The organism is Thermus oshimai DSM 12092, assembly GCF_000373145.1.
In the GTDB taxonomy this organism is placed as follows: domain Bacteria; phylum Deinococcota; class Deinococci; order Deinococcales; family Thermaceae; genus Thermus; species Thermus oshimai.
In genome coordinates, this window is the sequence record NZ_KB890622.1 from 57723 (window position 1) to 79124 (window position 21402).

Sequence of the window (21402 nt, forward strand, 5' to 3'; positions counted from 1 at the left end):
GGCATGCTGGCCCACGAGCTCCGCGCCCAGGTGGCCCGGAAGGCCCTTTCCCCCAAGGAGGTGGCCCAGGCCTACCTGGAGCGCATCGCCAAGCTGGACCCAGGGATCGGGGCCTACCTCACCCTGAACGAGCGCCTCCTGGAGGAGGCGGAGGCCCTGGACCCCGCCCTGCCCCTTGCGGGGCTTATGGTGGCGGTGAAGGACAACATCGTCACCAAGGGCCTCCGCACCACCGCGGGAAGCCGCCTTCTCCAGGACTTCATCCCCCCCTACGAGGCCACCGCGGTGGCCCGGCTCAAGGCGAGGGGGGCTCTGGTCCTCGGCAAGACCAACCTGGACGAGTTCGGCATGGGCTCCAGCACGGAGCACTCCGCCTTCTTCCCCACCAAAAACCCCTTTGACCCCACCCGGGTCCCCGGGGGGTCCAGCGGGGGGAGCGCGGCGGCGGTGGCCGCGGACCTGGCCCCCCTGGCCCTGGGCTCGGACACGGGGGGGAGCGTGCGCCAGCCCGCGGCCTTCTCGGGGGTCTACGGCCTCAAGCCCACCTACGGCCGGGTGAGCCGGTTTGGCCTCATCGCCTACGCCAGCAGCCTGGACCAGATCGGCCCCCTGGCGCGGAGCGTGCGGGACCTCGCCCTTCTCATGGACGCCATGGCGGGGCTAGACTCCCTGGACGCCACCAGCCTGGACCTCCCCCCCCGCTTCCAGCAGGCCCTAGAGGAGCCCCTTCCCCCCTTAAGGCTTGGGGTGGTGCGGGAGGGGCTTTCCGGGAACACCCCTGGGGTGGAGCGGGCCCTGGAGGAGGCCCTAAGGGTCTTTGAGGGGCTTGGGCTTCGGGTGAAGGAGGTCTCCTGGCCCGCCCTGCCCCTGGCCCTCAACGCCTACTACATCCTGGCCCCCGCGGAGGCCAGCTCCAACCTGGCCCGCTACGACGGGACCCTGTACGGCGCCCGGGTGGCCTCGGAGGACCTGGAGGAGATGGTGGGGCGGACCCGGGCCCTTTTCGGCCTCGAGGTCAAGCGGCGGATCCTCATGGGCACCTTCGTCCTGGCCAGCGGTTACTACGAGGCCTACTACGCCCGGGCCCAGGCCTTCCGCCGTCGGCTCAAGGCCGAGGCCAAGGCCCTCTTCCAGGAGGCGGACCTCCTCCTCCTCCCCACCGCGCCCCACCCCGCCTTTCCCTTGGGGAGCCGGCCCGACCCGCTCGCCCTCTACCGGGAGGACCTCTACACCGTGGGGGCCAACCTCACGGGCCTCCCCGCCCTCTCCTTCCCCGCGGGGTTTGAGGGGGCTCTCCCCGTGGGCCTCCAGCTCCTCGCCCCCTGGGGGGAGGACGAGCGGCTCCTCCAGGTGGCCCACCGCTTTGAGGAGGCCACGGCCCGGGCCCATCTCAAGACCCCTCTGGGCGAGACCCTCTGATGGAAGGCCCCCTGCGCTACCGCCTGGCCACCCGCCTGGCCCGGAGGCTTCGGGCCGAGGGAAGGCCCCTGCCCCTGGAGGCCCTGGGGGAGGCCTTGGGCCTAAGGGGGCCGGTGGAAAAGGTCCTCCTTCCCCTCCTGGACGGGCGCTTTTTCCGGGAGGAGGGGGTGGGGCTTTGGGAGTGGCGCTACCCCTTTCCCAAGGGGGAGGCGGTGGCGGTCCTGGACCTGGAGACCACGGGCCTTGCCCCGGGGGTGAACGAGATCATGGAGGTGGCCCTTCTCCGGCTGGAGGAGGGAAGGCGCCTGGCCTACGGGAGCCTGGTGCGCACCAGGAAGCCCCCAAGCCCTTTTGTCCAGCGCCTCACGGGCATCCACCCCGACGAGCTCCTTTCCGCCCCGCCCCTAGAGGCCGTCTTGGAGGAGGCCTACCCCCTTCTCCAGGGGGCCACCCTGGTGATCCACCACGCCCCCTTTGACCTTTCCTTCCTCCGCCCGGCCCTGGAGCGCGTGGGCCTCCCCTTGGAGAACCCCGTGGTGGACTCCCTGCGCCTTGCGCGGAGGGCCTTCAAGGGGGTGAAGCGCTACGGGCTGGACGCCCTTTCCGAGCTTTTGGAACTCCCCCCAAGAGGGGTACACCGGGCCATGGGGGACGTGGAGCGCACGGCCCTTGTCCTTCACGAGGCGTACTATATACTGAGCGCAGGAAGGCCTAAGCCCTTGCGGGATCTAGGGAGGTTTTCGTGACCGCACGTTATATCCTCACCAGCCTGTGTATCCAAAACGGCACCATGACCCTCACCGCCTCCCTCCGGGCCCACCTCCTGGGCCGGGAGCGGGTCCGTTTCCTGGACGAGGACGGGGAGGTCTACGAGGGGGAGGTGGACTGGAAGGCGGGGGTGGTGCGGGGTCTTGGGCCCTACTACGCCAAGCGCCGCCTGGCGGCCAACGAGGCGGTCCTCCTCCACTTCCGGGGGGAGGCGGTGGAGCTCCAGGCGGCCCCCCGCGCCCCCTTCCGCCCCCCCGAAAGGCCCGAGCCCCCTAAGGAGAAGGCCCCGCCCCCCGAGCCCAAGGGGCGCCGGGTGCGGGTGGCCCCCTACCCCCGGGAGGTCCTCTTCCCCCACGAGCCCCTAGACCCCCCAGGGGCCACGGAGGACCTGAAGCGCCTGGGCTTCGCCCTCGAGGGCGGCCCCCCCTGGGTCTACACCGCCCACCTGGGCCGGCGGACGCTCCGCCTCGTCCTCCTGCGCCTGGGGGAAGGGGAGCCCGACCTCCTGAAGCCCTACCGGGCCCAGGGGGCCTACGCCGCCCTCCTGGCCCCCGAGTCCCAGAAGGGGGAGGTGGAGGCCCGGGGCCTTCCCTTCATCTCCCCCGAGGCCCTAAGCCGCCTGGTGCGCCTCAAGGCCCGCTTCCCCCTTTCCCCTTTGGACCTGGAGGACCTCCTTAAGGGGGGCCGGGTGGACCTCGTGGCGGTGGAGGCCCTGGAGGACCGGCTGGTGGCGGAGTTCGCCGAACGGGGGGCCGTGGCGGCCCTTCTCCTTCTCCTCGCCAAAAGGCCTTTGGGGGAGGTCTTCCTCCTTGCGGACCTCGAGGCCGAGGCCCTGGAGGAGGGCCTCCTGCCGGAGACCGTCCGCCAGGGGGTGGAGCTCTTCTCCGGGCCCCCCTTCCTCCTCCTCAAGCGCCTGGCCCCTGGGGAGTTCCTCCTGAGGCAGGGGGTGGAGGAGGCCTTGGCCGACCTCGAGGCCTTCGCCCAAGGGGTGAGGGCCCGGCTCAGCCGCGTCCAGAAGGGCGCTTGACGGGGTGGGCCTCCCCTAAGGCCAGGTCAAAGCTCCGCCGGGCCCTCTCCTTCAGGTGGGCCACCTTGTCCCAGTCCGGCCCCCGGCCGTACAGGGCGGCCTTGGCCAGGAGGAGGGGGTCCCCCGGGAGCTCCTGGTGGTAGGCCCCCGTTTCCTTGGCGAAGGCCGCCACCTTGGGGTCGTAGGAGAGGGCGGCGAAGGGGGTGCCCGCGGCCGCGGCCAGGATGAGGCCGTGGAGGCGCATGGAGATCACATACCCCGCCTGGGCCGCCAGGTAGAGGACCCGCCTGGGGTCCCCCGTGCGCTCAATGCGGTGGTGGAGGAAGACCTCCGCCACCTCGTCGTCGTAGCCGGGCTGCATGAGGAGGACCAGGACCTGCCGCCCCTCGTGGAGGAGGTGGTTGGCCGCGGCGTAGAGGGTTTTCACCCCCTCCCGGTAGGCCTCCCCCGCCCGGGGGATGACCAGGACCAGCCCCTCCTCCCGGGCTACTGGGGGCGGGGTGAGGAGGAGGGCCGGGTCGGCCCCCAGTTCCGCCTTCAGGCCCAGCCTTTCCGCGTAGGCCAGGGAGTCCTGGTCCCGGAGGAGGAGGGGAACCCCCTTTAGGGCCCTCGCCACCTGCCGCTCCCCCCAGGGGGAGAGGGGGCCTAGGGACTGGTTGAAGACCACCACCCGCTTCCGGAAAAGCCGGGCCAGGCGGAGAAGGCTTAGGTAGTATTGAAGGCTTAGGCGGCTGGTGAAGTCCTGCAAAAGCCCCCCGCCCCCAAGAAGCCAAAGCTCCGCCTTGAGGAGGGCCAGGGGGTTCAGGCGGTGGTAGGCGGGGGCCCCGTGTTCCTGCCGGGTGAGGGCGGGGTTGCCCGAGAGGACCACCGCTCCATGCCCCCGGGCCCTCAGCTCCCGCAGGATGGCCTCCAGGATGGCCTCGTCCCCCGCGTTTTTAAAGCCGTAGTACCCCGCTACCCCCACCACCATCGCCAAAGCCTCCTTACCAGGATAACCCCTATAAGCCCCAGGGCGAGGCCCAAGAGGGCCCCGTTCAGGGTGCGGAAGAGGGAGATGAGGAAGGGGGTGTGGAAGTGGCTGAAGGTGTTCAGGATGGAGGCCACCCCAAGGGCCGCCAGGAAGAGGAGGGCGTTTTGCGCCCAGCGGGGCCAGGGGAGGAGGAGGGCCAAGGGGAAGAGGGCGTGGCCGAAGACCTCCTTGAAGCGGGGCCGGACCATGGCCTCCTGGAGGAGGCTCCTAAGCTTGAGTTCCCACTCGGGGACGATGGGGGCCTCGTTCCCCCGGCGGAGGAGGGCCAGGGCCAGAAGCCCCAGGCCCACCGCCACCAAGAAGGTCTCCCCCAGGCGCACGGGGTGGTTCCAGAGCCGGAGGAGCATGGCCTTCAGGTCCTTTTCCAGGAAGCTATAGGCCACCAGGAGGGGCGGCAGGAGGAGGGTGAGGGAGACCCCCTTGAAGGGGGCAAGGCCCAGGAGGCTTTCCGGCCTCGAGCCTAAGGCGGTGAGGAAGACCGCCCCCATGAGGGCGTACCCCAGGGCCCTAAGCCACATCCAAAGCCCGTTCCGCGGCCCAAGGAAGCCCAAGACGGGGAAGACCAAGGCGGCGAGGAGGCCCCCCCCCTGGCCCCCCGCGTAGCCCAGGGCGAAGAGGAGGAGGAGCCCCGCCACCAAGGGCCCGTAGAGGGGAAGCCCCAGGGCGAGGAGGCCAAGCCCCGCCAGGACCCCCACCCAGGCGGCGAGGCGGAAGGGGCTTGGGGTGAAGGCGGGGGGCTCGGGGCGGCCCAGGGGGATGCCGCTCGCCTCCAGGCCCCTACGGATTTCCTTCAGGAAGGCTTCGGTGTCCTCCGGGTAAGGGTAGGGCCTTAGGTAAAGAAGCTTATGCCCCCGTTCCCGCGCGGCCAGGACGTACTTGGCCGCGGCCTCCCCCGGGCTTAGGGTGAGCTGCCACTCGTAGCGCAGGCCGAAGAGGCGGAGGATCCCCTTTTCCCGGAAGGCGGCAAGGCCGGGCTGGGGCGTCCCCTCAATGAGGGCCACGGGGACCCGGACCAGGGCCTCCGCCTCCTCCAGCCGGTAGGGGTAGCCCAGGGCCTCGAGGCCCGCGAAGACCACCGCGTCCGCCCCCTCGGGGACGATGGGCAGGCCCGGGTCCAGGCGGCGGAGGCGGGCGTTGATGGGCCGCACCGCCACGTAGAACCCCTCCTCCTTGGCTTTCCGGATGGCCTCTAGGTCGTAGAAGGCGGGGAAGACGCTTACGTCCAGGGGAAAGCCCAGCCAGGGCCCCACCCGCTCCGTGGGAAGCTCGTAGGCCCCTTCCAGGAGGTCCAAAAGCCAGGCCTCCCCCTTCAGGTAGTACCAGCCCGGCCGCGCGGGGAGGCCCATCTCCCTTAGCTCCGCCCCCGGGCGGTAGAGGAGGGCCCCTGTGTCCACCCAGTCCTTGAGGAAGCGCTCGGGGAAGGCCACCCCCTCCACCCCTAGGGCCCGGTAGCGCCTTAGGGCGGTGAGGAGGTCCTCCCCCCGGGCGCGGGCCTCGTCCTCCAGGGCCTTGCCGTCCATGAGGAGGACCACCGGGCCCGGGCGGTCCGCTTGAAGCCTGGGCCCCAAGGTGGGAAGGCTTAGGAGGAAGGAGAGAAAGAGGAGGCCCTGGAGGAAGGCCCTCATGCCGCACCCTCCGCCAGCTCCCCTAGGGCCTTGGCCTTCAGCATGGCCAGGGCCACGGGGTTCTCCCCTCCGCCGGGCAGGATCACGTCCGCATGGCGCTTGCTGGGCTCCACGAAGGCCAGGTGCATGGGCTTCACCCGGGTGAGGTACTGCTCCACCACCTCCTCGAGGCTCCGGCCCCTTTCCTTCACGTCCCGCTTAAGCCTGCGGATGAAGCGCTCGTCCGCGTCCGCGTCCACATAGACCTTGAGGTCCATGCGCCGCCTCAGCTCCTCGGGCCAGAGCACCAGGATGCCTTCCAGGATCACCACCGGGGCGGGGCCCACCCGCACGGTCCCGGGGGCGCGGGTGTAGGCCTTGAAGTCGTAGTTGGGCATCTCCACCCCCTCCCCCCGCAACAGGGCCTCGAGGTGGGCCAGGTAGAGCTCCAGGTCAAAGGCCTCGGGGTGGTCGTAGTTCATCCGGGTGCGCTCGGGGAAGGGGAGGTGGGAGAGGTCCCGGTAGTAGTGGTCCATGGGCAGAAGGGCCACCCGGGCCCCCAGGGCCTGGGCCAGGGCCCGGGCTAAGGTGGTCTTGCCGCTGGCGGTGCCGCCCGCAATCCCTATGACGAAGGGCCGCTTCCTCACCCCTCCATCATAAGGACCGGACGGCCGCCCTTTCCTGGGCGTGGCCGATGGCCTTCTCCGTCTCCGGGTCAAAGGCGTGGAGGCGGGAGAGGTCGGCCAGGAGCTCCACCTTGTCCCCCACCCGCACCGGGGCGTGCCCGTCCACCTTGGCCACCAGGAGGGTGCCGTCCACGCTCACGTGGATCTCCGTCTCCGCCCCCAAAGGCTCCACCACCTCCACCTCCCCCCGGAGGACGTTCTCCTCCTCGGGGATGACCGTGTAGCCCTTAAGCCCCAGGTGCTCGGGCCTCACCCCCAGCCACACCTCCTTGCCCCCGTAGGGCCTGAGGGCCTCGCCCAGGATGGGGTTGGTGCGGAGGCGGAAGCCGGGGGCCACCAGGTAGGCCCTTTCCCCCTGGAGCTCCACCCGGGCCTTGATGAAGTTCATGGAGGGGCTTCCGATGAAGCCCGCCACGAAGCGGTTGGCGGGGAAGTCGTAGAGGTTTAGAGGGGTGTCCACCTGCTGGACCTCCCCGTCCTTCATGACCACGATGCGGTGGCCCAGGGTCATGGCCTCCACCTGGTCGTGGGTCACGTAGATGGTGGTGACCCCAAGCCGGCGCTGGAGCTTGGCGATCTCCGCCCGCATCTCCACCCGGAGCTTGGCGTCCAGGTTGGAAAGGGGTTCGTCCATGAGGAAGACCTTGGGCTCCCGCACGATGGCCCGGCCCATGGCCACCCGCTGCCGCTGCCCGCCGGAAAGCTCCCGGGGCTTGCGGTTTAGGAGGTGCTCGATCTTCAGGATCCGGGCCGCCTCCTTCACCCTGCGGTCAATCTCGTCCTTGGGGTAGCGGCGGAGGCGGAGGCCGAAGGCCATGTTCTCGTAGACGTTCATGTGGGGGTAGAGGGCGTAGTTCTGGAAGACCATGGCGATGTCCCGGTCCTTGGGGGGGACGTCGTTCACCAGGCGGTCGCCGATGTAGATCCGGCCCTCGGAGATCTCCTCCAGCCCGGCGATCATGCGCAAGGTGGTGGTCTTCCCGCAGCCCGAAGGCCCCACGAAGACTACGAACTCCCCGTCCTCCGTCTCCAGGTTGAAGTCCTTGACCGCCACCACCTTGCCGAAGCGCTTCCACACGTGCTCCAGCCTGACCTTGGCCATACCGTCCTCCTCATGACCCCGCGCTTTGAGCACCCTTGCGCCCATCGGGGGTTCTCGGCTATTATATAGGGGCTTTTTTTACAAAACTTTCACACAATTGCTTTAGGGTGTTCTGCGGAGGTGGGAGATGCTAAAGGGATTCAAGGATTTCCTCATGCGGGGCAACGTGGTGGACCTGGCGGTGGCGGTGGTCATCGGCGGGGCCTTCGGCCAGGTGGTGAACTCCCTGGTGGCGGACGTCCTCACCCCCCTCATTGGGGCCCTGGGGGGCGCGCCCGATTTTTCCGCCATCAAGCTCGGGCCTATGGCGTTGGGGAAGTTTATCAACGCCCTGGTGAACTTCGTGGTGGTGGCCGCGGCCATCTACTTCCTGGTGGTGGTGCCCATGCAGGAGGTGAGCCGCCGCTTGAAGAAGGAGGAAGCCCAGGCCGCGCCCCCGCCCCCGCCGGAGGAGGTCCGGCTCCTTAGGGAGATCCTGAAGGAGCTCAGGAAGAGGGCTTAAGCCGGTTCCAGAAAAAGAGGCCCAAGAACCCCAGGCCGAGCTCCGGCCTGGGGTCTAGGGTTACGGAAAGGGCGAAGGCGTGGAAGAGGGGGATCTCCAGGGCCCTCGTGGGGGCCTGGAGCAAGAGCTCCCTAAAGGCGGGCCCCTGGCGCAGGAGGAGGAGGGCCAGGTAGGGGAGGTAGGGCCAAGGGCCGGTGCCCACCCCTAAGGCGGAAAGCCCCAGGGCGCCAAGGGCCAAGGCGCGGGCCGGGGGCAGGGGGTCTGGGCCCAGGGCCCTTAGCTCCCCCCAGGGGAGGCTTTCCTCTCCCGGCCAGGGGCCCCGGAAGAGGAGGAGCCTCCTCCCCTCGTGCCCGCCCAGGTAGGCCTCGGGCCTGGGGGCCACCCCTAAGGGGAGGAGGTGGGCCGGGTCCTCCTTGAGGGCCTGGAAGAGGTTTGGGTCCAGGGGAAGGCCGTCCACCAGGTACCAGGCGTGGGGCCTGCCCGAAAGGAGGAACCCCAGGGCCCGTTCCACCCGGTGGCCCCGGTGGGCGAGGATACCGGGCCAGGCCTCGGGGGGCTCCTTTAGGAGGGCCTCCCGCCAGGGCGGGGTTTCGCGGAGGGGGGTGGGGGCCAGCCGGAAGCGGACCTCCAGGACCTCCCCGGCCTCCAGGGGGAAGCGCCCGAAGAGGTTCCCCCGGGCCTCGTAGACCTCCAGGGGCTTTCGGGAGAGGAAGAGGTCCTCCACCCGCTGCCCCGGGGCCTCCTGGGGCAGGGGGAGGGTGTGGACGCCGGCCTCGAGGGCCCGGAAGCGCAGGGCGAGGCGCACGGGGTATACGATACACTTTTCCCATGGACTGGCTCCTCACCCCTGGCCCCGTGCGGCTCCACCCCAAGGCCCTGGAGGCCCTGGCCCGGCCCCAGCTCCACCACCGCACGGAGCCCGCCCGGGCCCTTTTCCTGCGGGCGCGGACCCTCCTCAAGGCGGCCTTCCGCACGGAAGGGGAGGTCCTCCTCCTCACGGGAAGCGGCACCCTGGCCATGGAGGCTTTGGTGCGGGGGCTCTTCGCCCCCGGAGAAAGGGTCTTGGTCCCGGTCTACGGCAAGTTCTCCGAGCGCTTTTGGGAGATCGCCGAGGCCGCGGGGCTTTCCGTGGACCGGCTGGACTACCCCTACGGCCGGGTCCCCCGCCCGGAGGACGTGGCCAAGGGGGGCTACCGGGGCCTCCTCCTTGTCCACTCCGAGACCTCCACCGGGGCCCTCGTGGACCTTCCCGCCCTGGCCCAGGCCTTCAAGGCGGAAAACCCCGAGGGCCTGGTGGGGGCGGACATGGTCACGAGCCTCCTGGTGAAAGAGGTGGCCCTGGAGGCGTTTGGGGTGGACGCGGCCGCCTCGGGGAGCCAGAAGGGCCTCATGTGCCCCCCGGGCCTGGGCTTCGTGGCCCTTTCGCCCAGGGCCCTGGAGGCCTTGCGCCCAGCGGGCTACTACCTGGACCTCACCCGGGAGCTTAGGGCCCAACGGGAAGGGGAGAGCGCCTGGACCCCGGCCATCAACCTGGTGGGGGCGGTGGCCGCGGTGCTGGAGGAGATCCTGCCCCGCCTAGAGGAGCACCTGGCCCTCAAGGCCTGGCAGAACGACCTCCTCTACCGGGTGGGGGAGGAGCTTGGGCTAAGGGCGGTGCCCGAGGTGAGAAGCCCCGCGGTGGCCGCCTTTTACCTGCCCGAAGGGGTGCCCTATGGAAGGGTGAAGGAGGCCTTCGCCCGGCGGGGCGCGGTGATCGCCGGGGGGCAGGGGCCCTTAAAGGGCCGGATCTTCCGCCTCTCCCTCATGGGCCACTACACCCGCTACGAGGCCCTAGGGGTGGCGGCCCTTTTCAGGGAAGCCCTTGCCGATATTCTTCCACCTTCCTAAGCATCTCCTCCCGGGTGTAGACCGCCCGCCCTCCCCCGATGAGGGGCGGGCGGGTTTTGGCGGCGAGGAGCACCGCCTCCCCAATCCTTCGCACGGAAAGCCGTAGGGGCACGGCCACCGGGCGGAGGTGCATCCCGATGAGGACCCCCCCGATGTCCATCCCCCCGTGGGCCTGGGCCCTTAGGGAGGCCACCATCACCGGGTCCTGGAAGCGGAGGAAGGCCACCGTGGCCAGGCTCCCCCCGGCCTTGGGGTGGGGGAAGACCGTGACCTCCTCCAGGCCATAGGCCAAGGCCGCCTGCCTTTCCACCACCAGGGCCCGGTTCAGGTGCTCGCACCCCTGCACCGCCACCCACACCCCCCGCTCCAGAAGGGGGGGGAGGAGGCCCTCCAGGATGGCCTCTGCGGCCTCGAGGCTGGGCCTCGTCCCCACCTTTTCCCCCAGGACCTCGCTGGTGGACCCCCCGAGGACGAAGAGGCTTCCCTTGGGCATGGGGAAGAGCTCCAGGAACTCCCGGATGGCCCCTTCCGCCTGCTTGCGGATGCCTTCCATACCCCAAGCTTAGCCCCGCCTTTGTTCTTAGGCCTAGTAGGGGAGGGGCCAGGTGCGGAAGTAGTCCCTTACCCTCCCCCAAAGCCCCACCAGGCCCAAGGGTTCCAGGATGAGGAAGAGGAGGATGAGGAGGCCGAAGACCACGTTCCGCCAGGCGGCCAGGGCCGCCGCGTACTGGGGCCCGAGGGCGCCCACGAAGCTATTCAGCACCTCGGGGATGAGGAGGACGAAAAAGGCCCCGAGCACCGCCCCCAGGACCGTCCCCGCCCCGCCCACGATGACCATGGCCAGGTACTGGATGCTCACGGAAAGGGGGAAGTACTCCGGGGTCACGGCCTTGTAGAGGTTGGCCAGGAGGCCCCCCGCCACCCCCGCGTAGAAGGCGGAAAGGGCGAAGGCGAAGAGCTTGGTCCGCACCAGGTCCACCCCCGCCACCCGGGCGGAGAGGTCGTTGTCCCGCACCGCCCGGAAGGCCCGCCCCGCGCGGGTGGAGAGGAGGCGCTTGCCGTAGAAGAAAAGGGGCAGGGCGAAGAGGAGGACCAGGTACCAAAGGCTTTCCGCGTTTCCCAGGGAGAAGCCCAGAAGCTCCGCCGGGGGCAGGGTGCGGCCCCGGATCCCCCCCGTGGCCGCCTCCCAGTTCTTGAAGGCGTAGTCCGCCAGGAACTGGAAGGCCAGGGTGGCGATGGCCAGGTACACCCCCTTGATCCTCAAGGAGGGGAGGCCGAGGAGGAGGCCGAGGAGGGCGGAAAGCGCCCCCCCGAGGAGCACCCCCAAGGGGGCAAGGGGCCCAAAGAGGTGGCTTGCGGTGTAGGCCCCCACCCCCATGAAGGCCGCGTGGCCCAAGGAGATCTGCCCCGCCCCCCCCACCAGGAGGTGGAGGCCCAGGGCGCTTAGGGCCCCGATGGCCACCAGGGTGAGGACGTACATGGGGTAGGGCCCGAGGAGGAGGGGGAGGAGGAAGAGGAGGAGAAGGAAGCCGAGAAGGGCGAGCCGCCCCAAGGGGGTGCTGGCGTAGGCCTCGTCCTCCCGGTAGGTTTCCCGCACCGCCCGGGCAAAACGGCGGCTGAAGCCATCGGTGAGGCGCTTGGAGAGGGCGTACATCCTAGACCTCCTGGACCTCGAGGCTCGCCTCCAGCCGGCCCTCGCCCTCGAGGTAGCGGATGGGGAGGGTGACCTCCACCCGCCCGCCCTCCCCGTAGAGGGCCTGGAGCACGGGGGCGTAGCGGGCCTCCACCACCTGGCGGCGCACCTTGCGGGTGCGGGTGATCTCCTCGTCGTCGGGGTGGAGCTCCTTGGGCAGGATGGCGAAGCGCTGGATGCGGAGCTTCTCGGGAAGGGTCCGGTTCACCATGCGGATCTCCTCGGCGATGAGCGCGCGCACCTCGGGGCGCTCCGTGAGGGAGAGGTAGGTGGTGAAGGGGATGCCCCGGCGCCGGGCCCAGTTCTGGACGTTCTCGGGGTCTATCTCTATGAGGGCGGTGACGTAGGGCTTCCCGTGGCCGAGGACGATGGCCTCGCGGATGTAGGGGGAGTACTTCAGGCGGTTTTCCAGGAACTGGGGGGCGAACCGGGTCCCGTCCAGGAGGGCCCCCACCTCCTTCACCCGCCCGAGGACGATGAGGTGGCCCCGCTCGTCCAGCGCCCCCGCGTCCCCCGTGCGCAGGAAGCCGTCCTCGGTGAAGGCCTCCTCCGTGGCCTTTTCCCCCTTGAAGTAGCCCTGGAAGACCTGGGGCCCCCGTACCAGGATCTCCCCCTCCTCGCTCAAGCGTACCTCCGTCCCCGGCAGGGGGGGGCCCACGGTCTCCGGGGGGGCGTCCCCCGTGCGGTGGGCGGTGGTGGCCGCGGCGGTCTCCGACTGGCCGTAGACCTGGCGGATGTCCACCCCCAGGGCGCGGAAGAAGGTGAAGACCTCGGGGCCCAAGGGCGCCCCCCCCGTCACCGCGATGCGGCAGGCGGCAAGGCCGAGCCGGGCCCGGAGGGGCCTCGCGATGAGGGGGTAGAAGAGGGCCCGCTTCAACTCCAGCCAAGGCCCCACCTTTTCCCCCCTGAACTCCCGCCTGGCCCCCTCCAGGAGGGCCGCCATCCCCGCCCGAAAGAAGAAGGCCTTAAGGGGGTCCGCGTCCGCCATGCGGCTTTGCACCAGGCTCGCCATGTCCTCCCAAAGCCTGGGGGGGGCCAGGAAGAAGTCGGGCTGGACCTCCTTGAGGTCCTCCCGGAGGGTCAAGGGGTCTTCGGGGAAGTGGACCACCGAGCCCTCGAGGAGGGCCTGGACCACGGTGAGCATCTGCTCCCCGATCCAGGGGAGGGGGAGGTAGCTGAAGACCCAAGCCCCCTTCTGGAAGCCCAGGGCCTCCCTGAGGGCCAGGTGGCCGGCGATGAGGTTTTGGTGGGAGAGCATGGCCAGCTTGCTCCGCCCCGTGGTGCCCGAGGTGGGGGCGAGGAGGGCCGTCTCCTCCGGGCGGCGCTTCGCCACGTGGGGGAGGGCCTCCTTGGGGTCCAGGAAGGCCTCGCTGAAGCGCCTGACCTTCCCCCGGAAGTGGCGGCTCATCCCCGCCTCCTCCCACACCAGGACGAAGTCCAAAAGGTGCAGGTGGGGGTAGACCTTGTCCAGCTGCTCCTCGTCCGAGACCACGATGCCCCTGGCCCCGGTGAACTCCAGGAAGTAGCCCACCTCCTCGGGCATGGCGTCGGCGTAGATGCCCATGGGGAGGGCCCCCAGGGCCTGGGCCGCGAGCTCCGCCTCCACCCACTCGGGGGCGTTGTGGCCCAGGATGGCCAGGACCTCCCCCTCTCTAAGCCCTAACGCCCTAAGCCCCGCGGCCAGGCCCAAGACCTTCTCCCAAAGCGCCCTCCAGGAGGTCTTCTGCCAGACCCCAAGCCGCTTCACCCGGAGGGCGGGGGCGTGGGGCTGGGTCTCCGCGTTACGATGGAGATATTCCAGAAGCGTTCCCTTCACGCGCCACCTCTAGGCTTGCCCTAAGTAGGCCTCGGCCACCTTGGGGTCTTCCCTCACCCCTTCCGGGGGGCCCTCGTAGAGGACCTCCCCGTAGGAGAGGACGAGCACCCGGTCGGATAGCTCCAGCACCGCCCTTAGGTCGTGCTCCACCCAAAGGAGGGTAACCCCCCACTCCAGCCGGGCGTCCAGAAGGAAGCGGGCCAGGTCCTGCTTCTCCTCCAGGGCGAGCCCCGCCATGGGCTCGTCCAGGAGGAGGAGTTTGGGCCGCCCGGCCAGGGCCCGGGCCACCTCCACCCTTTTCTGGAGCCCGTAGGGGAGCATGCCTGCTGGCGCGTGGCGGTAGGGGGAGAGGTGGAGGTAGTCCAGGACCTCCTCCGCCCAAGCGCGCAGGGCCCACTCCCGCTCCGCCCGGGGCAGGCCCATGGGGTAGACGGAAAGGGCCAGCTCCGCCCCCAGCTTCACGTTGTCCAGGACGCTCATCCCCCGGAAGAGCTCGAGGCCCTGGAAGGTGCGCCCAAGCCCCATCCGGGCCCGTTCCTGGGGGCTTTTCCCCTTGAGGCTTTGCCCCAAGAAGGCCACCTCCCCCCGCTCCGGCTCGTAGACCCCGGAAAGGACGTTGAGGAGGGTGGTCTTTCCGGCCCCGTTCGGGCCGATGACCGCGTAGAAAGCCCCTTCCTCCACCCGGAAGGAGACTCCGTTTAGGGCCTTCACCCCTCGGAAGGAAAGGTGGAGGTCTTTGGCTTCCAGGATCACACCCACCGCTTCCTCCTCCGGTAGCGCTTGGCCTCGCGGAAGCCCACCACGTCCTTGCCCAGGTAGAACTCCATCACGTCCTGGTCCGCCATGGCCGCCTTGGCGTCCCCCTCAAAGACCACCCGGCCCCGCTCCAGCACGTAGACCCGGTCCACCACCCCCAAAGCGGCCCGGGCGTTTTGCTCCACGAGGAGGAGGCTTAGCCCCTTTTCCCGCCTTAGGGCGTCCAGGGTGGCCATGACCTCCGCCACCAGCTTAGGCGCAAGGCCCAAGGAGGGCTCGTCCACCACCAGGAGCTTGGGCTCCGTGAGGAGGGCCATGCCGAGGAGGAGCATCTGCTGCTCCCCGCCCGAGAGGTAGCCCGCCTGCTCGTTCCTGCGCTCAAAAAGGCGGGGGAAGCGGGCGAAGACCTCCTCTATGCCCTCTTTAAGCGCCTTGGGGGAGAGGCGGTGGCCCGCGGCCACCAGGTTCTCCAAGGGGGTGAGGTGGCGGAAGATGGGCCGGCCCTCCAGGAGGGCGGTGAGCCCTAAGGCGGAGAGCCGGACCGGGTCCAGGTGGGTGGCCTCCTGGCCGTTCAGGCGGATGTGGCCGTCCAGGACCCGGCCTTCAAACTTGGGTAGGAGCCCGGCCACCGCCCGCACCAGGGTGCTCTTCCCGGCCCCGTTGGGCCCGAGAAGGGCCACCGCCTCCCCCGGGCCCACCCTGAGGGACACCCCGTCCAGGGCCAGGATCACCCCCCGGTAGACCGCCTTGAGGTTTTCCACCAGGAGCTCCATCACACTCTCTCAATCTCGCGCTGTCCGAAAAGCCCGTAGGGCCGCACCAGGAGGACCAGGAGGACCACCAGGAAGGGCAGGGCCTCGGTGAAGCCGGGGAGGACCGGCTCCAGGTAGCGCTGGGAAAGGGCCTCCAGCACCCCTAAGAGGAACCCCGCCACCAGCGCCCCCCCCACGGAGTCCAGCCCCCCCAGGATGGCCACGGGGAAGACCTTGAGGCCGAAGAAGACCAGGTTGTACCCCACCCCGCTGGCCGCGGCCAGAAGGGCCCCCGCCAGGGTGGCGAGGAGGGCGGAAAGCCCCCAGACCGCGGCCAGGATGCGGGCCGTGGGGATGCCAAGGGCCAGGGCGGCCACCTCCCGCTCGGAGATGGCCCGCACCAGGACCCCGTAGCGGCTTCGCCTGAGGAGGTAGAGGAGCAGAAGCCCCACGGGCAGGGCCAGGAGGAGGTTCCAGACGGCCCTCGAGGGCACGAACACCCCCCCCGCCTCAAACCCCAGCTCCGGAAGGCCCGTGGGGAGGTACTTGAGGTCGGGGCCCCAGACGAGCTGGGTGCCCCCGTCCAGCACCGCGGCCAGGCCGATGGTGGCCATGATCACCGCCACCACGTTCCGCCCGAGGAGCGGGCGCACGAACCCCCGCTCCACCAGGAGCCCGAAGAGGAAGGCGGGGGGCAGGGCCAGGAGGAGGGCCGGAAGGAGGGGCAGGAAAAGGCTTAGGGTGTAGGTGAGGTAGGCCCCCACCAGGAGGAACTCCCCGATGGCGAAGTTCACCACGCTGGTGGCCCGGTAGACCAGGACGAAGCCCAGGGCCAAAAGCCCGTAGAGCGCCCCGTTGGTGAGCCCCCCGATGAGGTAGGGGAAGAGGTCGGTCATGCCAGGGTGAGCCAGTCCGTGATGGCGTCAAACCGGCCCTTGGCCACGTTGGCCCGGTAAAGCTTGGTGTAGGGCAGGCGGTGGTTCACGAAGCGGTAGCTCCGCTGCAGGCCCAGGCCGTTGTAGTCCTCCAGCTTCTCCAGGTACTCCACCAGCCCCGCGCGGGTGAGCTTGCCGGCCCCCGCGGCCCGGCGCAGGGCCTCAGCCACCGCCAGCACCACCCCCAGGCTCCCCATGTAGTAGGTGGGGCGGTAGGAGAGGTCCCGGCCCTTCCGTTGGCGGAACTTCCGCATCTCGTCCACGATGGGCACCAGGGTGTCGTACCAGTAGGCGTTGTGGTAGGTGACGGTGAAGCCCTCCGCCGCCGGGCCCGCCCGCTGGATGAGGGCGAGCTCGGCGGAGTAGTAGGTGCCCATGAACTTGGCCCTAAGCCCCTGCTCCCGCGCGGCCCTCAGGATGAGGGGCTCGGCGGAAAGGGCGTAGCCCTGGAGGATGACGAAGTCGGGGTTGGCCCGGCGGAGGTTTAGGGCGATGGGGGTGGCGTCGGTGAAGGCGGGGGGGGTGACCTCCTCGTGGACCACCTCCATGCCCAGGGCCTTGGCCCGCTCCTTGGCGTAGGGGATGGGGTCGCGGCCGAACTCGGTGTTGGAGTACACCAGGGCGATGCGGGCCCGGGCCTTCTCCAGGCGGATCTGGCGGAGCAGGGCCTCCATCATGTCGTTGTAGGTGGGGCCGAAGACGAAGATGGTGGGGTAGGTCTTGGGGTCCGCGAGCTCGCTGGCGAAGCTGGTGGCGGAGTAGGGCAGGGCCAGCCGGGCGATCTCCGGGGCCAGGGCCTTGGAAAGCCCGGTGGAGTCCCCGTAGACGAAAAGGAGCTCGTCGGGCCGCTCCCGGCTCAGCACCCGGTTGAAGGCCGCGGTGCCCTTGGCCACGTCGTAGCCCGTGTCCTCCACGATGAGCTCCAGCCTGCGGCCGGCGATGCCCCCCTGGACCTCGTTCACGTACTCCACCCCGTCCACGAACCCCTCCCGCCCCGCGTTCCCCGCGAAGGCGAAGGGCCCGGTGAGGGGGAGGAGGGTGGCGATCTTCACCGGCCGGGCCTGGGCCCGGGCGAAGAAGGGCATGCCTAGACCTAAAAGCGAACCCACACCCACCTTCTGCAAAAACTCCCTGCGCTTCATGGAAGCCTCCTTTCTCCTTTTGGCCCCAAGCCTACCAGGAGGCCCGGGTTTTGGCAAGGGGGTTACCGGACGGTTGGTAGGGGCCCCGCGCCCTCGAGGGAAGGGCGTAGCATGGGGCCATGGCCCGCTGGCACCGGGTGTTCCGCCGCTGGGTCCTGGCCCGGCACTACCGCTTTGCCCGGGAGGCCCTCGTCCCCCACTTCTTTGATGCCCTCACCGCCTACGCCCTGGAGCTTTCCCGCCTGGGCGTGCCCCATGCCAAAGAGGCGGTGGCCGCCCTGAGGGAGCTCAGGACCCTGCCCCTGCCGAGCTTCACGGGGGAGGTGGAGGACGCCTTCTTCTCCATAGAGGCCCAGCTCCTGGAGCACTGGGGGGAGGAGGTGGCGGGGGCCCTGCGCCGGGGCCTGAGCCGGAACGACCTGGACCTCACGGTGTTCCGGGCGTACCTCAAGGACCGCGCCCTGCTCCTCCTGGGGGACCTCCTGAGGCTCCGCAAAGCGCTCCTCGCGCGGGCCCGGGGCCACTTCGGGGTGCCTTTGGTCCTCTCCACCCACCACCGCCCCGCCCAGCCCACCACCCTGGACCACTACCTCCTGGGGGTGGAGGCCCTCCTCGCCCGGGATACGGAGCGGCTTTTCCGGGCCCTTTCCGGGGTGGACCGCTCCCCCTTGGGGGCCAGCGCCCTGGCCGGAAACCCCTACCCCGTGGACCGGAGGCGGCTCGCCCACCTCCTGGGCTTTGCGGGGCCGGTGGAGCACACCCTGGACGCGGTGGCCTCGGGGGACTACGCCCTGGAGCTGGCCGCCGCCTTGGCCCTACTGGGGACGAGCCTCACCCGCCTGGCCACGGACCTCCTCCGCTGGGCGGAGGCGGGGGCCTTTTTGGTGGGGGAGAGCCTGGCCCAGGGCTCCAGCTTCATGCCCCAGAAGCGCAACCCCGTGGTCCTGGAGCACGCCCGCATCTACGCGGCCCGGCTCCTTGGGGGGGTGGGCACCCTTCTCGCCCTCAACCACAACACCCCCTTCACCGACCTGAACGACCACTCCACCGGGGTCCTGGAGCCTTTGTCGGAGCTCCTGGAGGCGGGGGAAGGGGCTTTGGAGCTGCTTTGGGTGGCCCTGGAGGAGAGCCAGTTTGTGGAAGAGCGGCTCCTTTCCGAGCTTTCCCCCGAGGTCATGGCCTCGGAGGCGGTGGACCTCCTGGTGCGGAAAGGGCTTCCCCTCCGGGAGGCCTACGCCCGGGTGAAGGCCGCCCTGCCCGGGGTGCGCCCGGAGACCCTAGGGGTGGAGCGGGAGGAGCTTCTCCACTGGATGAGCCTCGAGGGCTTCTTCGCCCGCCGGGAGGTCTTGGGCGGGGCAGGGCCGAGGGCGCGGGCGGAAGCCCTTTCGGAGGCGGAACGGCGCCTAAAGGAGGACCAAAAGCGCCTAGGCGCCCTTAGGGCCCGGGTGCGCGCCGCCCGGTTTCTCCTGGCCCGGGGCCTGGAGGACCCGCAGGCGGAGGAAGGCCAGGAGGGTGAGGTAGGCTAGGGGCAGGTAGAAGACCAAAAGCACCAGGAAAAGCCCCCAGGCCAAGACCTGGAAGACCCCGCTTCCCAGGCCCTCCCCCAAGGCCCTAGCCGCCAGGGTGAGGGCGGCCAGGGGAAAGACCAGGCCCCAAAGCCCGGGGTTAAACCCTATCCGCACCCGGTGCAGGAGAAGGCTTTCCAGGAGGAGGGCCAGGGCCAGGAGGAACCACCACCCCCCAAGCCCCAAGAGGGCCGTCCCCAGGAGGTAAAGCCCTTCTGGGAAGGGCATCAGGCCCGCCTTTTCCGCCCCCTCAAAGAGGCGCAAGGGGGCCAGCACCCCCACCCCCACGGGGGCCAGGCCCACGAAGAGGCTGGGGATGAGCTCGTGGGCGGGCCGTTCGTGGGCGTAAAGGCGGCCGAAGAGGTTGGCCCCCACCCAGAGGAAGAGGACCAGGCCGAGGCCTAGGAAGAGGAGGTTCAGGTGGAAGGCCTCCCGGGCCCAGGGCCCGAGGGCGGTAAGGAGGCCGCCCCCCGCCAGGGGCACCACCAGGCTGGACACCGGGGGGATGAACCAGGTCCCGTTGGCGCTTTCCAGGGGCAGGCGCAGGCGGCTCACCGTGAGAAAGCCGATGAGGAGGCTCATGAGGAGGACGAGGAAGGCCCCCACCAGGTAAAGCCCCAGGGCGAGGCCCGTCCAGCCGGGGTAGAGCCCCTGGGTGGCCAGGGAGAGGAGGAGGAAGGCCAGGGGGAAGGTGGCGTGCATCTGGGAAAGGAGGGGGTGGTGGAGGTCCTGCCAGACCCTTTGCGGGTGGCGGAGGAGCTTCCCCAGGAAGAAGGCCAGGCTGAGGAGGAACCAGAAAAGGGCCAGGGCGTACGCCGCTTGGGCCAGGAGGGGGAAGCCGAAGGCCTTAAGGGCCAAGGCCACCCCGCTTCCGCCCATCACCGCGGCGAACCAGCTGGGGTTAAAGGCGGCCAGGCTCCGCATACCCCCCATCTTCAGATAGGGGGGTGGGGTATGTCAAGGAGCCCGGAAGCTCTCCACCGTTTTGCGGATGCCCTCCCGGAAGTCCACCTTGGGCCGCCAGCCGTGGGCCATGAGCTTGGCGGGGGAGAGGACGCTCCGTTCCAGGTCTCCGGGGCGTGGGGGGGCGGGGCGCACCTCGGGGGTCCGCCCGGCGGCCTCGGCCACGGCCTGGAGGACTTCCAGGGTGGTCCGGCCCTCCCCGGTGCCCACGTTGTAGACCCCTTCCAGGGAAAGGAGGGCAAGCCGGTGCGCCGCCACCACGTCCCCCACGTAGATGTAGTCCCTCACGCACCCTTCGTCCCCCGGGGTCTTGCGGGCGTAGAGGGTTACGGGCTCCCCCTTGAGGACCCGCTCCGCGAAGATGGCCACCACCCCGGCCTCCCCGTGGGGGTCCTGCCGGGGGCCGTAGACGTTGCCGTAGCGCAGGGAGGCCCACCTGAGCCCGTAGTTCTGCCCGTAGGCGGAGAGGTAGTGTTCAAAGGAGGCCTTGCTGGCCGCGTAGGGGCTTTTGGGCTTGGGGGGCCAGGTCTCCTCCGCGGCCTCCCCCTCCGGCACCTCCCCGTAGATGGCCCCCCCGGTGGAGGCGAAGACCAGCTTCTCCACCCCGTACTTCCGGGCGAGCTCCAGGAGGTTCAGGCCCCCCACCAGGTTCACGGCGAAGTCCAGAAGGGGGTCTTCCACGCTCACCTTCACCGAGGCCTGGGCCGCCTGGTGGGAGAGGTGGGTGGGGCGGAAGTCCTGGAAGACCCCTTCCAGCGCTTCCCGGTCCCTTAGGTCCGCCTCGTAGAAGGCCACCCCCTGGGGGAGGTTTTCCCGCTTGCCCGTGGAGAGGTTGTCCAGCACCGCCACCTCGAGGCCCGCCTTTAGCAGGTCCTCCACGATGTGGCTGCCGATGAACCCCGCTCCGCCCGTGACGAGAACGCGCATGGGGAAAGCCTACCTTTTCTCAGGCTCCCGGTCAATAGAATGGGCATGTGGAGCCCCTTTTCTTCCTAGCCCTTCTGATCTTTTTGGTACTTTTTCTGCTTAGGGGCCTGGGAAGGCCGAACCCCCCCTGCCCGGCCTGCGGCATGCCGAGGTCCTTAGCAGAAGAGGTTCGCCTGGGGCGCCGCCACTGCCCAAGGGTGGCCTTCCGCGCCTGCCCCTTTGACCCCAGGAAGGGGCTTTGGCGCCAGCGCCGCTAAGGCTAGCCGATCTTTACTTCAGGCTCGTTTCCGGGCCGCCACTTGATGCTGCAGCCCAGGGCGGGGGCCTCCTTCAGGGGGGGGTCCTGCCCCTGGAGAAGGGCCTCTATGGCCGCTTTGAGGTCGTGGCTTTGCACCTGGTCGGGGAACTTGGGGTTGTCGTTGATCCGGCCATGGTAGCGCAGGAGGCGCCTCTCGTCAAAGAGGAAGACCTCGGGGGTACGGGTGGCCCGGTAGGCCTTGGCCACCTCCTGGGTTTCGTCCACCAGGTAGGGGAAGAAGATGCCGTGCTCCTTGGCGAAGGCCACCATGCCTTCGGGGCTGTCCTCGGGGTAGCGCTCCCAGTCGTTGGGGTTGATCCCCACGAAGGCCACCTGCCCCCGGTAGCTCTCGGCCAGCTGCACCAGCTCCCGGATGGAGCCCTTCACGTAGGGGCAGTGGTTGCACATGAAGACCACGGCCAAGAGGGGCTCCGTGAACTGGGAAAGCCGGTACCGGCCCCCCCGGGGGTCGGGGAGCTCCACGTCGATGAGGGGGCTTTCCAAGGGAAGCTCGGGGTACTGGAGCATGG

Annotated in this window: 22 protein-coding genes; 7 read left to right on the forward strand and 15 right to left on the reverse strand. The window is 69.8% G+C overall.

What is annotated here, in order from left to right:
* Positions 1 to 3: 3 nt before the first annotated feature.
* From gatA to B043_RS0110570, 3 genes are read left to right on the forward strand one after another with little or no spacing between them, the layout of a single operon-like run.
* Entirely contained in the window at positions 4 to 1419 is a 1416-nt protein-coding gene (gatA, locus tag B043_RS0110560) for an Asp-tRNA(Asn)/Glu-tRNA(Gln) amidotransferase subunit GatA (RefSeq protein WP_016329618.1), read from the forward strand.
* Positions 1419 to 2165 (forward strand): 3'-5' exonuclease, encoded by a 747-nt coding sequence (locus B043_RS0110565; RefSeq protein WP_016329617.1) that lies wholly within the window; start codon positions 1419 to 1421, stop codon positions 2163 to 2165. The genes gatA and B043_RS0110565 overlap by 1 nt, the downstream gene beginning before the upstream one ends.
* Positions 2162 to 3214: a hypothetical protein gene (locus B043_RS0110570; protein ID WP_016329616.1), complete on the forward strand. Its 1053-nt coding sequence runs from the start codon at positions 2162 to 2164 to the stop codon at positions 3212 to 3214. The genes B043_RS0110565 and B043_RS0110570 overlap by 4 nt, the downstream gene beginning before the upstream one ends.
* Here B043_RS0110570 and csaB read toward each other — a convergent pair.
* The 4 genes from csaB to B043_RS0110590 are packed head-to-tail and all read right to left on the reverse strand — an operon-like array spanning position 3189 to position 7636.
* Positions 3189 to 4184, reverse strand: a complete 996-nt coding sequence (csaB, locus tag B043_RS0110575) for a polysaccharide pyruvyl transferase CsaB (RefSeq protein WP_016329615.1) — start codon at positions 4182 to 4184, stop codon at positions 3189 to 3191. The genes B043_RS0110570 and csaB overlap by 26 nt on opposite strands.
* On the reverse strand, positions 4169 to 5869 hold the full coding sequence (locus B043_RS0110580) for a DUF5693 family protein (RefSeq protein WP_016329614.1): 1701 nt from the start codon (positions 5867 to 5869) through the stop codon (positions 4169 to 4171). Before B043_RS0110580 ends, csaB begins: the two co-directional genes overlap by 16 nt.
* Complete coding sequence (gene udk / locus B043_RS0110585; protein ID WP_016329613.1) at positions 5866 to 6495, reverse strand: uridine kinase; 630 nt, start codon at positions 6493 to 6495, stop codon at positions 5866 to 5868. Before udk ends, B043_RS0110580 begins: the two co-directional genes overlap by 4 nt.
* A gap of 7 nt (positions 6496 to 6502) precedes the next feature.
* Positions 6503 to 7636 (reverse strand): ABC transporter ATP-binding protein, encoded by a 1134-nt coding sequence (locus B043_RS0110590; protein ID WP_016329612.1) that lies wholly within the window; start codon positions 7634 to 7636, stop codon positions 6503 to 6505.
* A gap of 127 nt (positions 7637 to 7763) precedes the next feature.
* Here B043_RS0110590 and mscL point away from each other — a divergent pair, with 127 nt between their 5' ends.
* Positions 7764 to 8138 carry a large conductance mechanosensitive channel protein MscL gene (gene mscL / locus B043_RS0110595; RefSeq protein ID WP_016329611.1) on the forward strand — a complete coding sequence of 125 codons (375 nt, stop codon included), beginning with the start codon at positions 7764 to 7766 and terminating at the stop codon, positions 8136 to 8138.
* Here the strand turns inward: mscL and B043_RS0110600 are convergent.
* Positions 8122 to 8943 carry a hypothetical protein gene (locus B043_RS0110600; RefSeq protein WP_016329610.1) on the reverse strand — a complete coding sequence of 274 codons (822 nt, stop codon included), beginning with the start codon at positions 8941 to 8943 and terminating at the stop codon, positions 8122 to 8124. The two genes, mscL and B043_RS0110600, sit on opposite strands and share 17 nt — an antisense overlap.
* Positions 8944 to 8966: 23 nt before the next feature.
* Between B043_RS0110600 and B043_RS0110605 the strand changes: the two genes are divergently transcribed.
* Entirely contained in the window at positions 8967 to 10025 is a 1059-nt protein-coding gene (locus tag B043_RS0110605) for a pyridoxal-phosphate-dependent aminotransferase family protein (protein WP_018461989.1), read from the forward strand.
* Here B043_RS0110605 and B043_RS0110610 read toward each other — a convergent pair.
* The 7 genes from B043_RS0110610 to B043_RS0110640 are packed head-to-tail and all read right to left on the reverse strand — an operon-like array spanning position 9988 to position 17119.
* Positions 9988 to 10578, reverse strand: a complete 591-nt coding sequence (locus B043_RS0110610; RefSeq protein ID WP_016329608.1) for a TIGR01440 family protein — start codon at positions 10576 to 10578, stop codon at positions 9988 to 9990. The genes B043_RS0110605 and B043_RS0110610 overlap by 38 nt on opposite strands.
* Before the next feature lie 33 nt (positions 10579 to 10611).
* Positions 10612 to 11679, reverse strand: coding sequence for a branched-chain amino acid ABC transporter permease (locus B043_RS0110615; protein WP_016329607.1), 1068 nt, complete (start codon positions 11677 to 11679; stop codon positions 10612 to 10614).
* A gap of 1 nt (position 11680) precedes the next feature.
* Positions 11681 to 13534 (reverse strand): AMP-binding protein, encoded by a 1854-nt coding sequence (locus B043_RS0110620; RefSeq protein WP_016329606.1) that lies wholly within the window; start codon positions 13532 to 13534, stop codon positions 11681 to 11683.
* Between the two features lie 9 nt (positions 13535 to 13543).
* The gene (locus B043_RS0110625) at positions 13544 to 14293 is read right to left on the reverse strand and encodes an ABC transporter ATP-binding protein (protein ID WP_026234243.1); all 750 of its coding nucleotides are present in this window, start codon (positions 14291 to 14293) and stop codon (positions 13544 to 13546) included.
* Positions 14284 to 15063, reverse strand: a complete 780-nt coding sequence (locus B043_RS0110630) for an ABC transporter ATP-binding protein (protein ID WP_016329604.1) — start codon at positions 15061 to 15063, stop codon at positions 14284 to 14286. Before B043_RS0110630 ends, B043_RS0110625 begins: the two co-directional genes overlap by 10 nt.
* Entirely contained in the window at positions 15063 to 15938 is an 876-nt protein-coding gene (locus B043_RS0110635; RefSeq protein ID WP_016329603.1) for a branched-chain amino acid ABC transporter permease, read from the reverse strand. Before B043_RS0110635 ends, B043_RS0110630 begins: the two co-directional genes overlap by 1 nt.
* Positions 15935 to 17119: an ABC transporter substrate-binding protein gene (locus B043_RS0110640; RefSeq protein ID WP_016329602.1), complete on the reverse strand. Its 1185-nt coding sequence runs from the start codon at positions 17117 to 17119 to the stop codon at positions 15935 to 15937. Before B043_RS0110640 ends, B043_RS0110635 begins: the two co-directional genes overlap by 4 nt.
* Positions 17120 to 17238: 119 nt before the next feature.
* On the opposite strand from B043_RS0110640, the gene B043_RS0110645 reads away from it, so the two are divergent.
* Positions 17239 to 18645, forward strand: coding sequence for a lyase family protein (locus B043_RS0110645; protein ID WP_018461990.1), 1407 nt, complete (start codon positions 17239 to 17241; stop codon positions 18643 to 18645).
* Here B043_RS0110645 and B043_RS12455 read toward each other — a convergent pair.
* Together B043_RS12455 and B043_RS0110655 are read right to left on the reverse strand one after the other, a co-directional pair.
* Positions 18544 to 19608: an SLAC1 family transporter gene (locus B043_RS12455; RefSeq protein WP_018461991.1), complete on the reverse strand. Its 1065-nt coding sequence runs from the start codon at positions 19606 to 19608 to the stop codon at positions 18544 to 18546. The genes B043_RS0110645 and B043_RS12455 overlap by 102 nt on opposite strands.
* A gap of 33 nt (positions 19609 to 19641) precedes the next feature.
* On the reverse strand, positions 19642 to 20574 hold the full coding sequence (locus B043_RS0110655) for an NAD-dependent epimerase/dehydratase family protein (protein ID WP_018461992.1): 933 nt from the start codon (positions 20572 to 20574) through the stop codon (positions 19642 to 19644).
* Between the two features lie 47 nt (positions 20575 to 20621).
* On the opposite strand from B043_RS0110655, the gene B043_RS0110660 reads away from it, so the two are divergent.
* A complete protein-coding gene (locus B043_RS0110660; RefSeq protein WP_018461993.1) occupies positions 20622 to 20831 on the forward strand; it encodes a hypothetical protein in 210 nt (69 codons plus the stop codon).
* Between the two features lie 2 nt (positions 20832 to 20833).
* On the opposite strand, the gene B043_RS0110665 is transcribed toward B043_RS0110660, so the two are convergent.
* Positions 20834 to 21400 (reverse strand): thioredoxin family protein, encoded by a 567-nt coding sequence (locus tag B043_RS0110665; protein WP_016329597.1) that lies wholly within the window; start codon positions 21398 to 21400, stop codon positions 20834 to 20836.
* Positions 21401 to 21402 lie beyond the last annotated feature (2 nt).

Coding starts and splice junctions, on each gene's coding strand:
- gatA (WP_016329618.1), top strand. CDS start 4: ATGCTGGCCCACGAGCTCCGCGCCCAGGTGGCCCGGAAGGCCCTTTCC.
- B043_RS0110565 (WP_016329617.1), top strand. CDS start 1,419: ATGGAAGGCCCCCTGCGCTACCGCCTGGCCACCCGCCTGGCCCGGAGG.
- csaB (WP_016329615.1), bottom strand. CDS start 4,184: ATGGTGGTGGGGGTAGCGGGGTACTACGGCTTTAAAAACGCGGGGGAC.
- B043_RS0110580 (WP_016329614.1), bottom strand. CDS start 5,869: ATGAGGGCCTTCCTCCAGGGCCTCCTCTTTCTCTCCTTCCTCCTAAGC.
- B043_RS0110590 (WP_016329612.1), bottom strand. CDS start 7,636: ATGGCCAAGGTCAGGCTGGAGCACGTGTGGAAGCGCTTCGGCAAGGTG.
- mscL (WP_016329611.1), top strand. CDS start 7,764: ATGCTAAAGGGATTCAAGGATTTCCTCATGCGGGGCAACGTGGTGGAC.
- B043_RS0110605 (WP_018461989.1), top strand. CDS start 8,967: ATGGACTGGCTCCTCACCCCTGGCCCCGTGCGGCTCCACCCCAAGGCC.
- B043_RS0110610 (WP_016329608.1), bottom strand. CDS start 10,578: ATGGAAGGCATCCGCAAGCAGGCGGAAGGGGCCATCCGGGAGTTCCTG.
- B043_RS0110615 (WP_016329607.1), bottom strand. CDS start 11,679: ATGTACGCCCTCTCCAAGCGCCTCACCGATGGCTTCAGCCGCCGTTTT.
- B043_RS0110630 (WP_016329604.1), bottom strand. CDS start 15,063: ATGGAGCTCCTGGTGGAAAACCTCAAGGCGGTCTACCGGGGGGTGATC.
- B043_RS0110635 (WP_016329603.1), bottom strand. CDS start 15,938: ATGACCGACCTCTTCCCCTACCTCATCGGGGGGCTCACCAACGGGGCG.
- B043_RS0110640 (WP_016329602.1), bottom strand. CDS start 17,119: ATGAAGCGCAGGGAGTTTTTGCAGAAGGTGGGTGTGGGTTCGCTTTTA.
- B043_RS0110645 (WP_018461990.1), top strand. CDS start 17,239: ATGGCCCGCTGGCACCGGGTGTTCCGCCGCTGGGTCCTGGCCCGGCAC.
- B043_RS12455 (WP_018461991.1), bottom strand. CDS start 19,608: ATGCGGAGCCTGGCCGCCTTTAACCCCAGCTGGTTCGCCGCGGTGATG.
- B043_RS0110655 (WP_018461992.1), bottom strand. CDS start 20,574: ATGCGCGTTCTCGTCACGGGCGGAGCGGGGTTCATCGGCAGCCACATC.
- B043_RS0110665 (WP_016329597.1), bottom strand. CDS start 21,400: ATGCTCCAGTACCCCGAGCTTCCCTTGGAAAGCCCCCTCATCGACGTG.